The organism is Mucilaginibacter hurinus, from assembly GCF_003324525.1.
Classification (GTDB): Bacteria; Bacteroidota; Bacteroidia; order Sphingobacteriales; family Sphingobacteriaceae; genus Mucilaginibacter; species Mucilaginibacter hurinus.
Window position 1 is genome coordinate 1 of the sequence record NZ_QGDC01000006.1, and the last position, 13,976, is coordinate 13,976.

At 42.7% G+C, this 13,976-nt stretch carries 13 protein-coding genes and 1 rRNA gene; 6 read left to right on the forward strand and 8 right to left on the reverse strand.

Going from position 1 to position 13,976, the window contains the following annotated elements:
* Nucleotides 1-98, forward strand: a 5S ribosomal RNA gene (rrf, locus tag DJ568_RS11315); the annotation flags it as partial.
* Nucleotides 99-169: 71 nt separating this feature from the next.
* On the opposite strand, the gene DJ568_RS17215 is transcribed toward rrf, so the two are convergent.
* The 6 genes from DJ568_RS17215 to uvrA all read right to left on the reverse strand — a co-directional run bounded on the left by DJ568_RS17215 (nucleotide 170) and on the right by uvrA (nucleotide 6,169).
* The gene (locus DJ568_RS17215) at nucleotides 170-325 is read right to left on the reverse strand and encodes a hypothetical protein (RefSeq protein WP_158534925.1); all 156 of its coding nucleotides are present in this window, start codon (nucleotides 323-325) and stop codon (nucleotides 170-172) included.
* Nucleotides 326-366: 41 nt separating this feature from the next.
* A complete protein-coding gene (locus DJ568_RS11320; RefSeq protein WP_114005399.1) occupies nucleotides 367-639 on the reverse strand; it encodes a hypothetical protein in 273 nt (90 codons plus the stop codon).
* Between the two features lie 135 nt (nucleotides 640-774).
* The gene (gene recA, locus DJ568_RS11325) at nucleotides 775-1,788 is read right to left on the reverse strand and encodes a recombinase RecA (protein WP_114005400.1); all 1,014 of its coding nucleotides are present in this window, start codon (nucleotides 1,786-1,788) and stop codon (nucleotides 775-777) included.
* A gap of 159 nt (nucleotides 1,789-1,947) precedes the next feature.
* Complete coding sequence (gene nth / locus DJ568_RS11330; protein ID WP_114005401.1) at nucleotides 1,948-2,703, reverse strand: endonuclease III; 756 nt, start codon at nucleotides 2,701-2,703, stop codon at nucleotides 1,948-1,950.
* A gap of 246 nt (nucleotides 2,704-2,949) precedes the next feature.
* Nucleotides 2,950-3,147, reverse strand: coding sequence for a hypothetical protein (locus tag DJ568_RS11335; RefSeq protein ID WP_114005402.1), 198 nt, complete (start codon nucleotides 3,145-3,147; stop codon nucleotides 2,950-2,952).
* Nucleotides 3,148-3,325: 178 nt separating this feature from the next.
* The gene (gene uvrA / locus DJ568_RS11340) at nucleotides 3,326-6,169 is read right to left on the reverse strand and encodes an excinuclease ABC subunit UvrA (protein WP_114005403.1); all 2,844 of its coding nucleotides are present in this window, start codon (nucleotides 6,167-6,169) and stop codon (nucleotides 3,326-3,328) included.
* Nucleotides 6,170-6,372: 203 nt separating this feature from the next.
* On the opposite strand from uvrA, the gene DJ568_RS11345 reads away from it, so the two are divergent.
* Both DJ568_RS11345 and DJ568_RS11350 read left to right on the forward strand, forming a co-directional pair.
* The gene (locus tag DJ568_RS11345) at nucleotides 6,373-6,945 is read left to right on the forward strand and encodes a TetR/AcrR family transcriptional regulator (RefSeq protein WP_114005404.1); all 573 of its coding nucleotides are present in this window, start codon (nucleotides 6,373-6,375) and stop codon (nucleotides 6,943-6,945) included.
* 14 nt (nucleotides 6,946-6,959) lie between these two features.
* The gene (locus DJ568_RS11350; RefSeq protein ID WP_114005405.1) at nucleotides 6,960-7,868 is read left to right on the forward strand and encodes an NAD(P)/FAD-dependent oxidoreductase; all 909 of its coding nucleotides are present in this window, start codon (nucleotides 6,960-6,962) and stop codon (nucleotides 7,866-7,868) included.
* Between the two features lie 63 nt (nucleotides 7,869-7,931).
* Here the strand turns inward: DJ568_RS11350 and DJ568_RS11355 are convergent, their stop codons facing one another.
* Entirely contained in the window at nucleotides 7,932-8,711 is a 780-nt protein-coding gene (locus DJ568_RS11355; RefSeq protein WP_233496678.1) for a lytic transglycosylase domain-containing protein, read from the reverse strand.
* A 333-nt stretch (nucleotides 8,712-9,044) separates the two neighbouring features.
* On the opposite strand from DJ568_RS11355, the gene DJ568_RS11360 reads away from it, so the two are divergent.
* On the forward strand, nucleotides 9,045-10,379 hold the full coding sequence (locus tag DJ568_RS11360) for a pseudouridine synthase (RefSeq protein ID WP_114005406.1): 1,335 nt from the start codon (nucleotides 9,045-9,047) through the stop codon (nucleotides 10,377-10,379).
* 74 nt (nucleotides 10,380-10,453) lie between these two features.
* Entirely contained in the window at nucleotides 10,454-11,572 is a 1,119-nt protein-coding gene (locus DJ568_RS11365; RefSeq protein WP_114005407.1) for a lactonase family protein, read from the forward strand.
* A 133-nt stretch (nucleotides 11,573-11,705) separates the two neighbouring features.
* On the opposite strand, the gene DJ568_RS11370 is transcribed toward DJ568_RS11365, so the two are convergent.
* On the reverse strand, nucleotides 11,706-12,185 hold the full coding sequence (locus DJ568_RS11370) for a hypothetical protein (protein ID WP_114005408.1): 480 nt from the start codon (nucleotides 12,183-12,185) through the stop codon (nucleotides 11,706-11,708).
* Between the two features lie 179 nt (nucleotides 12,186-12,364).
* On the opposite strand from DJ568_RS11370, the gene DJ568_RS11375 reads away from it, so the two are divergent.
* Entirely contained in the window at nucleotides 12,365-13,966 is a 1,602-nt protein-coding gene (locus DJ568_RS11375) for an ABC transporter substrate-binding protein (RefSeq protein ID WP_233496679.1), read from the forward strand.
* Nucleotides 13,967-13,976 lie beyond the last annotated feature (10 nt).

Here is a 13,976-nt window from a genome sequence, read left to right on the forward strand (position 1 = left end):
CGGCGGTGTCTACCTCTTCCCATTCCGAACAGAGAAGTCAAGCCCGCCAGAGCCGATGGTACTGCGGTAAAACGTGGGAGAGTAGGTCGGTGCCAACCTTTACTAAAAGCCTTGTTCAGTTCGAACAAGGCTTTTTTGCGTTTTTATAGGTTATGATTGGTCGGCGAATTTAACGGTTCTGGATATAAAGCATTTTTTGTTTTATAGCACCTAAATGATAGGCTGTATGCGGCATCATTGCTAAAACACCTTTTAATAACAGAGGATTTGACCAATCTGTTATATCTGCTATCGCAATTCGAACTGCTTTATATTCTTTCGCCAATGCATCTTTTAAATTTACCTATTCTGCACGATCAACGGTTTTTATAGCCCAGCTTTTTGACCATCGGTATCCGGCTGACCGCCGCTTATGTAGGTACGCGCATAAGCTAGGCTCCAACGTAAATGTTCTGAATGGCCTGCAATGGTTGATCCGCCTTTATGCATGGCTGTCGAGGCTTCTTCTGCCGTCAGACTGTTAATTGCGTCTAAAAAGCCATACCCACCACGATCTATTACCCACGACTCATCACCGTGCTGGCCAGTATATAATTCGTCGAATATTCCTAAAAATGATTTAACAGGTAACTTGTCCATAATCAAGATGTCATAATTATAAATAACATTTCATCGCTAAAAATGTTGACAGGTGTAACGGAAATATCTACACATAGGGACAAAAAAAGAGCTCTGATATTTCAGAGCCCTTTTATTATAGTCGTGTAACTAAAATTAAGCTTCTTCAAGGTGTTCACCTGTCACAGTCTCTTTAATCTTTTGCTCCAGTTCTTCAGCGAGTTCCGGGTTATCCATTATCAGCTGTTTAACGGCATCACGGCCCTGACCAAGACGGGTATCACCATAGCTAAACCACGAACCTGCCTTTTTAATAATGTTAAATTCAACACCAAGGTCGATTATTTCACCTGATTTAGAAATACCCTCGCCAAACATGATATCAAACTCCGCTATGCGGAATGGCGGCGCTACTTTATTCTTAACAATTTTTACCTTAACGCGGTTACCGGATACTTCATCGGTATCTTTAATTTGTGATATACGGCGCACGTCTAAACGTACAGACGCGTAGAATTTAAGCGCGTTACCGCCGGTAGTAGTTTCGGGGTTACCAAACATTACGCCAATCTTATCACGTAACTGGTTAATAAATATACAGCAACAACCTGTTTTACTAATAGTGCCGGTAAGCTTACGCAAAGCCTGCGACATCAAACGCGCGTGCAGACCCATTTTTGAATCGCCCATTTCGCCTTCAATTTCAGCTTTTGGTACCAAGGCAGCTACAGAGTCAATAACTAATATATCAATTGCTCCCGAGCGTATTAAGTTGTCAGCAATCTCAAGGGCCTGCTCGCCATTATCCGGCTGCGATATCAGGAGATTTTCTACATCTACGCCCAATTTTTTAGCGTAAAATTTATCAAAGGCGTGTTCAGCGTCTATAAAAGCTGCGATGCCTCCTTTTTTCTGAGCTTCAGAGATTGCATGTAATGCCAGGGTAGTCTTACCTGACGATTCCGGGCCGTAAATTTCTATGATACGTCCTTTAGGCAGCCCGCTAACCCCTAAAGCGATATCCAAACCAAGAGAACCGGTGGATATAACTTCGGTAGGCTCGATAACCGAATCTCCTAATTTCATAATGGTACCTTTACCATATGACTTTTCCAGTTTATCTAAGGTAAGCTGGAGTGCTTTTAATTTTTCTGCGCTTGAATTGCTCATCTTTAATGTATCTTAAAACAAAGATATAAATTAAATTTAAAAATACTAATTTTTTTAGTAAAATATTGTGTACGCTATCGCAGTAATGTATTTACCCATTTCCGGTTATCCGATAAATATATACTGACTTAGTAAACTTAATCAACTAACCTATATCAATCAAAATTCTTTATCAACACGTTTTGACAATTCTTTTGAAATAATGTTGAGCTTTTTTCGCCTTTGAACTTCCTTCTGTTTTTTTATTTTTGCTACCTCAGCTTTTTGCAAGTATGTTTCGGTATTAATCGTAGCGTAGTACCGGCAAAACCATGTTAACGGGCATACTTCACATTTGGGTGAGCGCGCTACGCATATATACCGGCCATGTAGTATCAACCAATGGTGCGCCACCGCAACAACATCAGTCGGCAAGTATTTTGTCAACTCCTTTTCAACAGCAAGCGGCGTACGGCCGGTAGTAAGCCCAATCCTATTAGCTACCCGAAACACGTGTGTATCCACCGCCATGGCTGGTTCATTATAAATAACAGAAGCTATTACATTAGCTGTTTTACGACCTACACCCGGCAATTTCTGTAATTCATTCACCCCGGAAGGTACCTGGCCATTAAACTGCTCTATCAGCATTTTGCCCATACCGGCCAGGTGCTTTGCTTTATTGTTAGGGTAGCTAACACTGCGGATGTAAGGAAATACGTCATCAGCACTCGCATCAGCCAAACTACGGGCATCCGGGTACCGTTCAAAGAGCGCGGGGGTAACCTGGTTAATACGTTTATCGGTACATTGAGCCGAAAGTATAACGGCCACTAATAATTGATATGGTGAGTTGTAATGCAGTTCGGTAACAGGGTTCGGCTGATTGTTTGAAAAATATTCAACAAAGTGCCGGTAGCGCTCCTTTTTTAGCATGCGTGCAAATATAGGCGTCGGGGCGAAAGTTTATAGTTAATCGTTGATAGTTCATAGCCTGAACATGGTTTGTAGGCAATCAAAGATTAAGTTTTATCTGACTATAACCATCAAATTACGGCTATTAACCAATAGGAAAGGCCGATGGGTCATAGTTCACCGGTGTTTACATTAGCAAATTACAAGCTTTATAAAACAGAATCTGCCAATTCCCGTGAACTATGATCCATCAACCAGGATACCTTTTTACCTGACACTCCTGGAATAATCCAGTATCTGGTGAATGGTTTGCAGCTTGGGTGTCACCTCCAATTGAGCGAGGTCGGCACGGAGGGAATGATAAAATATCAAATCATCCGCATCCAATATTTCGGTTGCGTTTTTCTCCTTCACTACGGTATTATTAGTGACTGCAAATAAATTTTTTGTAGAGGTTTCATCCATACGCGTAAATGCTTTTTTTGAATTTAATTTAAACTATAACGCAGGCTTTTTATAAATATTTTATAACATGAAAATTAAATGAAATTTTTTCATGTTTATTTTCGCCCTCAAAACAAATGCTCCGATAGGGTGATGATGAGATGTTTAAAAAGCTTATCAAATGAATCACTTCTTATACTTACAAATCCATCTCTTTCTTTAAAAATCTCCCGGTGAAACTTTCCTTTACCTTACATAACCCTTCTGGTGTGCCAGAGAATAATATTTTACCACCCCCTGCTCCTCCTTCAGGACCAAGATCAATAACGTGATCTACAACTTTAATCACATCCAGGTTATGTTCAATAACCAGCACAGTATTGCCTTTATCCACCAGTTGATATAGTACACCCAGCAGTACATTTATATCCTCAAAATGCAAACCGGTTGTCGGCTCATCCAGGATGTAAAAGGTGTTACCGGTGTCTTTCTTTGATAATTCCGTAGCCAGTTTTACGCGCTGAGCCTCTCCGCCTGATAAAGTGGTTGAAGCTTGTCCTAAAGTAATATAGCCTAAGCCTACATCAAAAAGTGTTTTTACTTTGCGATATATGGCCGGCAGATTCTCAAAAAATGGTACGGCGTCTTCAATGCTCATGTCCAGCACGTCGCTTATAGATTTGCCTTTATAGCGTACTTCCAGTGTTTCCCGGTTGTAACGTTTTCCGCCACATTCTTCGCAGGGCACCTGTACGTCTGGCAAAAAGTTCATCTCAATCACCTTCATGCCCGCTCCCTGGCAGGTTTCGCAACGGCCACCTTTAACGTTAAACGAGAAGCGGCCCGGCTTGTAGCCCCGTATGCGGGCTTCGGGTAATTGTACAAAAAGGTTGCGTATATCTGAAAATACCCCGGTATACGTAGCCGGATTTGAACGGGGAGTACGGCCAATCGGCGTTTGATCAATCTCTATAACTTTATCAATATGTTCCAGTCCCTCAATTTTTTCATAAGGTAGAGGATGTTTTTTTGCCCGGAAAAAATGATGATTTAGTACCGGGTATAAGGTCTCGGTTATCAGGCTGGATTTGCCACTGCCTGATACGCCTGTAACGCCTATTAGTTTACCCAAAGGAATATCGACGCTTACCTTTTTTAAATTATGGCCGGTGGCCTTTTTAAGTGAAAGAACCTTGCCGTTTCCTTCACGTCGCTTTTTAGGAATGGCTATGGAACGCTCCCCGTTAATGTAAGATGTAGTAAGCGTATGCTCGGCCATTAATTGGGCAGGGGTGCCTTGTGCAACTACTTCGCCTCCGTGTACGCCGGCAGCAGGCCCCATGTCAATCACATGGTCTGCTTCCAATATCATATCTTTATCGTGTTCAACTACCAAAACGGTATTGCCAAGATCGCGCAGATTTTTCAGCGCGTTTATTAACCGTTCATTATCGCGCTGGTGCAAGCCAATGCTGGGCTCATCCAAAATATACATTACATTCATCAGCTGGGAGCCTATCTGCGTGGCCAGGCGGATGCGTTGCGCTTCGCCGCCTGATAAAGTTTTAGCCGTCCGGTCGAGCGTTAAATAGCTCAGTCCTACGTCCAGCAAAAAACCAATGCGTGCGCGTATTTCTTTCAAAATTTCTTTGGCAATAACATTCTGCCTTTCAGACAATCTTTCCTCAAGCCCGGTATACCACGCGTCCAGCGTATTAATATCCATGCTGGCTAACTCAAAGATGTTTTTATTATCAACTTTAAAATGAAGCGATTCTTTTTTTAACCGCGCGCCATTACAAACAGGGCAGGTACGCAACACGCGGTAGTTCTCCATATCGTCCATCCCTTCGTCGCTGCGGCGTTCCTGCTGCTCTTCAAGCATTTTTATAATGCCTTCAAAGTTGATAGAGTAATTTTGTACATTCCACTTATTGTATTCAACCGCTACGCTTATTTTTTCTTCAGTGCCATTTAAAATGATGTCCAGCTTTTCGCGGTCTATCTTCTCAATAGGTACGGTTAAAGAAAATTCGAATTTCTTAGCTAATGCCTTTAATACCTGGAATATCCACGTTTCGCGATACTCGCCCAATGGGGCAAGCCCGCCGTTTTGTATGCTGAGCTTACGGTTTGGAATTACCGCGGCTTCATCAATCTCAAATATATAGCCGAGCCCGTTGCACTTGTCGCAGGCGCCATAAGGGGAGTTAAATGAAAAAGTGTTGGGCTGCGGTTCATCGTACGAAATACCTGATACCGGATCCATGAGGTATTTACTGAAATATGATACGTTATTGTCCTTATCAGCTATCCGGATAATGCCTTTTGCCAATTTTAAGGCAGCCTGTACAGATGTATATAAACGTTTGCTGTCTTTCTCGCCTACTAAAAGTCGGTCTACTACAATATCTATATCGTGTATTTTGTAGCGGTCAACCTGCATTTTGGGCTCAACGTCAGTAATAGCGCCATCTATCCAAACTTTAAGATATCCCTGTTTACGTATCTGTTCAAATAATTCACGGTAGTGTCCCTTACGTCCTTTTACAACCGGCGCCATGATGTTAACCGGCTGCCCGTCAAATTTCTCATATATGGTACGCAATATCTGGTCTTCGCTCATGCGCTCCATCTTTTCGCCCGTGGCATAGGAGTAAGCATCACCCGCCCTTGCAAAAAGCAAACGCATAAAATCGTATATCTCGGTAATAGTACCCACGGTTGATCGCGGGTTTTTGCTGGTGGTTTTTTGTTCAATGGCTATAACAGGGCTCAAGCCTGATACCTTGTCCACATCGGGGCGCTCCATGCCGCCCATAAACTGCCGCGAGTAGGCCGAAAAGGTTTCCATATAGCGGCGTTGTCCTTCGGCATAAATGGTATCAAAGGCCAGCGAAGATTTGCCGCTGCCACTCAACCCGGTAATTACAACCAATTGATTACGCGGAAAAGAAATATCAATATCTTTTAGGTTATGCACCCGGGCGCCGTAAACTTCTACTTCGCTTTGTTCACCCAGATCAATGGTTTTCTCAGTCATAATGTGTATACCAACAAATATTTTAACCAACCAAACACGGCTTGTTTTCCACGTGTGCTTTGCTAAAAATTTTTGCAAATATAGTTAATAGTGCTGTCTTTTAATAGAAGTGTAGATGCCGTACTACATTACAATTGGAGGGGTTAAATAATTCATGACATTAAAATGTCTTGTCTAAAAGAAAAATGTCATAAAATTGCGACATGGATGCCACTATCAAACGCATTATTGAAGCTGCAATTTTGGTCTTTAATACTGATCCTTCCGCTACAGTTGAAACAGTGGCCGAGAAGGCAGGTTTAACAAGCCGAACCTTGTATCGTTATTTTAGTGAAAGAGCATTGTTATTGGATGCATGCAAGGAAACACTTGCGCGAACTTGCGAAACCGCAATGAACGAGGCTTTTGAAAAAGGCACCGACGCACTGCATCAACTTGAATTAACCTTATACGCCGGTATTAAATGCGGTACCAAATATGCTTTCTTCGAAAAACTGAATCAAGCTATTCAGCAGGGTACCGAACAAGCTAAAGAAAATCAGTTCACGCACATACAGCAACGCTGGTTACGTCTTATCAAAGATTTACAGGAGCAGGCGGTTATTACAAATGAACTTTCCCCGGCATGGATATCCAGGCTGTTCTCGGGTATTATTAATACTACAATAAGCGCTACTTCAGCAGGTGATGTAGCACCCAATGACGTGGAGCGCTTCGCCTGGATTTCGTTCAGCAATAGCTTAGGCATACGCCACAAAACACAGGGCAATACATAAATATTTTAACTTATATGCAGATACAAAGTAGCTTTGATGTAATTATAATTGGCGGCAGTAACGCTGGCCTTTCGGCAGCTATGGCATTGGGGCGCGCATTGCGCAAAGTGCTGATTGTAGATAACGGTAAGCCATGCAACAGGCAAACACCGCATTCGCATAACCTTATAATGCATGACGGCTGGACCCCCGCCGATATGCATACCGCCGCTAAAAAAGATGTATTGTCGTATGAAACGGTACAGTATCAGGAGGGTACAGTAACTGCCGTAAACGGAATAGATAATGATTTTAAGATAACTATTAATAACACGCAACACGTGAATGCCCGTAAAGTCATCCTGGCTACCGGTATTAAAGATGTTTTCCCGGCCATAGAAGGATTTGCTGAATGCTGGGGTATATCAGTAATACATTGCCCATACTGCCATGGGTATGAATATCGTTCAAAAGTTACAGGTATTTTGGCAAATGGCGATGGAGGCTTTGAGATGGCAAGGATGATAAATAACTGGACGAAAAACCTTACCATTTTTACTAATGGCTCGGCAGCTTTTACCGAGGAGCAGTTGACGGTGTTAAGCAAACATAATATCGCTGTAATATCAAACGAGATATTAGCTATTAAGCATAACAACGGGTATTTACACAGCCTGGTATTAAAAGAAGCCGGTGAAGTAGTACTTGACGCCTTGTACGCACGCTTGCCATTCACTCAAAATACCGGTATACCTGAACATCTGGGCTGCGCCCTTACGGAGCAAGGCTATTTACACGTTGACAACTTACAAAGAACTACCGTACCCGGTATATTTGCCTGCGGCGATAACTCAACGTTTATGCGTTCGGTGTCGGCAGCCATAGCAAGTGGTACCATGGCAGGTGTTGCCGCCAGTAAAGAGTTTTTCGACCTGGAATTTTAGCCCAATAAAAAGCCTGCCTTTGATAGCAAAGGCAGGCTTTAATGTGCTCCGTAAATAGTGGTTTTAATTGAATGCGGCCAGCTGCTGCCTCTCTAAAGTGCTGCTGAAGTATTCATTATACCCGTATTTTCCAGGGTTTTCAATAATCTCTTTCATTGCAACCAGTTTATACACGTACATACCGGTCTCTCTATTAAGGCGCATGCGAAAATAATTATCTTCATTTTGCTTGTTCATCGCCCTTCCTATTTTAACCGAACCGTTGTTGTAAGCGGCGGCGGCCAGCGTCCAGCTGTCAAATTCGTCATAAAGTGCACGCAGGTATTTACATGCGGCTACGGTTGATTTACGTACATTTAAACGTTCATCCTTACCCCTGCCAACTTTTAATCCGTAATGGCGGGCAGTGCCAGGCATAAATTGCCACAGGCCCCTTGCCCCCTTTGGTGAAGTGCCTTCCCGTAACCCCGACTCAACCAGCGGGACATACTTAAAGTCTTCCGGGATGCCATAATATTCCAGGATCGGTTCGATCACAGGAAACAATTTCTCTGCCTTAATATGCAGAATGTTTGAATGGACTTTTTTGTAAGAATGTATCCAAAGCGAATAACTCATCTTACGGTCTACTCTTGCATCGTTAACGGGAATGGCTTCGTCAGCAAAACTAAAAAAAGGCACCTCAGCTTCCGGAACGTCTTTAAAAATGAGGGGCGACGTACGGGTTATTTTTACCTTTTTTACCTCAGTTGCGTTGCTAAGGCCAAAAACCGAAATGAATATTACCACCAGCATTACGGAGCACGTAATCAAGTGTTTTTTAGTCATTTCTTTTTTAATCATTTAATGTACAATATGTAAAACTCGCTGCAAATGTACGTTATATAAATCACATTATCAAATACTTACCTTTTACTTAGTGTTTTGGGTTGCTTTTTAAAGTTGCGAAATCAGCCTTTAAATGTTAATAAACAGGGTTTTTGAACCGATGAGGAAAATTGAAAAAACCGGATATTGCAGGCTTGTTTAAGGGGTGGCAGACGGTGAATTTTTAGTAATTTTAAAAGGTGTTAATTTATGATTCGGCCAGTTTTAGCCCTAAAACAAGCCGGCTTGTACGGGCGTTAAAAATAGACTATCTTTGTACCCCCGCTGCGAAGCGTAAATAAAAAAAATATGGTATTTAAAAAACCACGGAACAGTCGTGATGACAAGTCCGCCGGAGCACCCAAAGGACGTTCAAAGGGTGGCGAATCAACCAAAAGGACATCGGCTCCGCCGCGCGGTAAGTTCACTTCTGACGGTACCGACAATCCAAAGAAGAAATTCGATAATGACAAGTCTGGCGAAAAAAGATCTTCTTTTTCGGCCGTTAAGCGACCGTATTCCGGCAGGCCGGCAGACGGCGAGCGCGCGAAAAAGAACTTTGGTAATGACGCCAACCGTCCAAGAAGGAATTTTGACGATAAGCCAGCAGGGGATAAACGCCCTTATTCGGGCCGAGCGTCTGACACTGACCGTCCAAAGAGGACGTTTGGGGATGACCGTTCACCTGCTACAAGTGGTAAAAACTTCGGCGACAGGCCTAAAAGAAGCTATAGCGAAAGCGGAGATAAAAAATTTAACCGCAGACCTGCCGAAAGCGGGTTCAAAAAGCGCGCAACAGGTGGATATGACGAAAAGCCGTACGCCGCGACACGCCAAAAAAGGGATTATACAGATGCGACTCCGGGTGAAGCACCTGCACGAAATTTGCGTGAGCGCAAAAAAAACACAGAGACTAAACATGCTGATAAAGGCCTAATCAGGCTTAACCGCTACATAGCTAACGCGGGCATTTGCTCGCGCCGTAAGGCTGATGAGTTGATTGAGGCTGGTGTAGTTTCGGTAAACGGACAAGTTGTATCTGAATTGGGCTATAAAGTTGATCCGGCGAAGGATGAGGTAAAGTACAATAACGAAACGCTTAAGCGCGAGAAGAATGTGTACGTATTACTTAATAAGCCTAAAGACTACATTACTACAACAGATGATCCGCAGGAGCGGCGGACAGTTATGCATTTGGTAGAGAAAGCAAGCAAAGAGCGCATATACCCTATAGGCCGTTTAGACCGTAATACCACTGGTTTGCTGCTGATGACCAATGATGGCGACCTTGCAGATAAATTATCTCACCCCCGCAGTAACATTGTTAAATTATACCAGGTAGAATTAAGTAAAGGGCTTACACAAGGAGATTTGAACAAAATAGCCTTTGGGCTGGAGCTGGAAGATGGCATTATCAAGCCCGACTCAATATCATACGTAGCCGGCGGTACAAAGCGCGAAGTGGGCATACAGATACATAGCGGCAAGAACCGTATAGTGCGGCGCATATTTGAACATCTGGGCTATGAAGTGGTAAAGCTGGACAGGGTGGTTTATGCCGGGCTAACAAAAAAGGACCTTCCCCGGGGGCGTTGGCGTTATCTTGAAGAAAAAGAGGTGATACAATTAAAGCACTTAATATAATATAAACGCCCTTTTACAGGGCGTTTTTTTATTGACGGTTTTGTAACTTGCAGTATAATTTTTTGAGAACAGCGATGAAAAGTTTTTTGTTACTAACGTTGTGGTTGCCATTAGTGGTTTACGCACAAAAAAAAACGCCTAAAATGTATGATTTACTTGTTGGCGGATATGGAAGCAGTATATCTGTTTATCGTTTTTATCCCGAGACAGGTAAACTAGCCTATCTCAGCGAATCAGATAGTATCAAAAATCCTTCGTACTTATGCGTTGACAAGGATAGCAGATTTGTATATGCCGTAAGTGAAAAGGATAGCGACAGCGAGGTAATGGCGTACTCACTGGCGCCTAAAACAGGGCAGCTTACTTTTGTAAATAAACAACCGGTAAAGGGTGCGGCGGCATGTTATATATCAATAGACGAGGATAGGAAGAATATTTTTGTGGCGAATTATTTAAGTGGCAGCATCAGTGTGTTGCCATTGAAAGAGGATGGCTCTGTTTTGCCGCCGTCGCAGCTCATACAAGGTAAAGGCCGAAGCGTAAATAAAGAAAGGCAGGAAGCCCCGCATGCGCATACTGCGTTTTTATCGCCCGATGAAAAGTACTTGCTTTACACTGACCTTGGTACCGATAAGATACATAGTTACCGTTACAAAGATGGGCAGCAGCAACCTTTAATACCTGTTTCAGTAACCAACGTTAAACCGGGCAGCGGACCAAGGCACCTTGATTTTTCGCCTGATAAAAAACATGTTTATGTGGTACAGGAGCTTACAGGCGAGGTAGTTGTTTTTGATTATGATGATGGTAAACTGAAGGAGGTGCAAACGGTAAGCATGCTGGCGCCGGGATTCAAAGGCGTAGTTGGCGCAGCCGATATTCATGTGTCTGCGGATGGAAAATATGTATACGCGTCAAACAGGGGTGATGTGAATAATATAGTGGTATATGCCATAGCGCCTGAAACAGGCTTGCTTACTTTTGTAGAGCGTAAGCCAACCATGGGCAAAGCACCGCGTAATTTTGTAATTGACCCTACCGGCAACTTTATACTGGTGGCCAATCAGGATAGCAACAGTATTTTTGTATTCAGGCGTGATAAGGCCAGTGGTCAGATACGTGAAATTGCCTCGTATGTGCAGGTTAATAAACCTACCTGTTTAAAGTTTGCGGCAGCGCAAACCCCTAAATAGCCTGTGCTATTATGCAGTTTATGTTTCTTAGGGCGGTGCTCTTATAAAAAGGCCCGGGTCAAAAAAAAATGTGGAAGGCTACCGATAAAAACGTTAGCCTTCCACATTTAACCTTTTACTAAAAAAAGGGAGATTAATTTTTACTGAATGAATATACTACGTAACCGGTTTGTGCGCCTATAGGTACCGGAGTTTTAAGTACCAGGTTACTTTTGTTAGCGCTGCCAATATCTAAACGGTAACCTTCAGCTACGTTTTTGGCTTTATCCCCTTCATATATTTTTTTAAACTGAAATTGGGTGCCGGTTGGCCCTTCAAAAACCGACCAGAATATAGTTTGCGATGTGCCGTCAGTTAGCGTGTACATGCCATTGCCGCTGTTGGTCAATTTCCAGGTACTGCCTACAAATGCTGATGGTGGCGCCTGGTCAAATACATTTTGTACGGCACTTGGCAATAAGCCGCCTTCATAGGTTACAGTATTTAACGTCCAGGTGCCTACAAACCTGTCACGTGGTACGTGTGATGATGTGGTGCTTCTGACACTTGAACAAGCCGATAATATAATAGTAAAGGCTAAAATAGCGATAGTAGATTGGATGATGTTTTTCATGGCTTAAATATTATTTTTTTTAATAACATAAATATTGTCAAAATGTTGACGATGATATTTATGCGGGTTTATATGTTGGAGAAGACATTTTTATAAAGGTTTAATTATGTAACCCCATTAACTATATTTAGCCAATGGAAATCCGGGCTGCTTATTTATATTACATAATAATCCTGATAATGCTGCAAGGCTGCAGCAGCACCGATCATAACAACAAAAAATCGATTTTTAATTTAAACCTCGAGTACGGTCTTACTTCTCTTGATCCTGCTTTTGCACGTAATCAAAATGCGCTGTGGCTTGATAACCAATTATACAACGGCCTGGTGCAGATAAATGACCGCCTCGAGGTGTTGCCGGCTATAGCTAAAAGTTGGGTTATCAGTCCTGATGGATTAAAATACATCTTCTATCTGCGTAACAATGTTTATTTTCATGACGATGCACTATTTGCAAACGGCAAGGGCCGTAAATGCGTGGCTGCTGATTTTGTGTACAGCTTTGGCAGGTTGATAGATCCAAAAGTGGCCTCGTCCGGTTCATGGATTTTTAGTGATAAGGTAACGGGAAAGGAATCCTTTATTGCTGTAAATGATACCACGCTAATTGTGCAACTAAAGCAGCCTTTTTCGCCGCTGCTGAGTTTGCTCACTGCGCAATATTGCTCAGTTGTACCGCACGAAGTTGTAGAGCGTTACGGAAAGGATTTCCGGATACATCCGGTTGGTACAGGCCCTTTTAAATTTAAGTACTGGAAGGAGCGCGAGGTATTAGCACTGGTTAAAAACGAAAATTATTGGGAAACTGATAGTGACGGAAACCGGTTGCCTTACCTGGATGCTATAAAGGCCACTTTTATAAGCGATAAGCAGAGTGCTTTTATGAGCTTTATAAAGGGCGATATCGATTTTTTTAATGGGATAGACGGCAGCTACCGCGACGACGTACTCACTAAATCCGGTAAACTCACCAAAAAGTACCAGGGTAAATTTGTGATGTCTGCCCGTCCGTATCTCAATACCGAATACCTGGGTGTTTTGGTAGATACCAGCCTTACTATCACGAAAAACTCACCATTAAGGCTGCTGAAAATACGACAGGCTATAAACTACGCGATAGACCGGCGTAAAATGATAAAGTATTTGCGTAACGGTATTGGTACGCCCGGCCATGCGGGCTTTATACCTGAGGGTATGCCCGGTTTTGATAGCATGGCGGTAGCCGGGTATAGTTACAATCCGGAAAAAGCCCGCCGCCTGCTGGCTGAAGCCGGGTTTGCCAATGGCCGCAATTTGCCCCGGATTACGTTAAATACCACCACCACTTACCGCGACTTGATTGAATATATACAAGGCCAGCTGCAAGCTATAGGAATAAATACAAGGGTAGAAATAAACCAGATAGCCAGCCTGCGCGAACTGGTAGCCAAAAATGGGGTAAATTTTTTCAGGGCACAATGGATAGCGGATTACCCTGATGGTGAAAATTATTTATCGGTATTTTATACAAAGAATAAGATACCTTTCGGGCCCAATTACACCGGTTTCAGCAATAGACAGTTCGATGCATTGTTTGAACAAACTTACCGGGAAACTAATGACAGCCTCCGCTATAAATTATATCAAAAAATGGATAGCATCGTAATGGCTCAATCGCCGGTAATTGTATTGTATTACGATAGACTGGTTAACTTCCATCAAACAAACATAACCGGCTTAAACACTAACCCGCAAAATTTACTGGTGTTAAAGTGGGTAAAAAAGGCGCACCTAAGGCCTTAAAAAAAGGCTT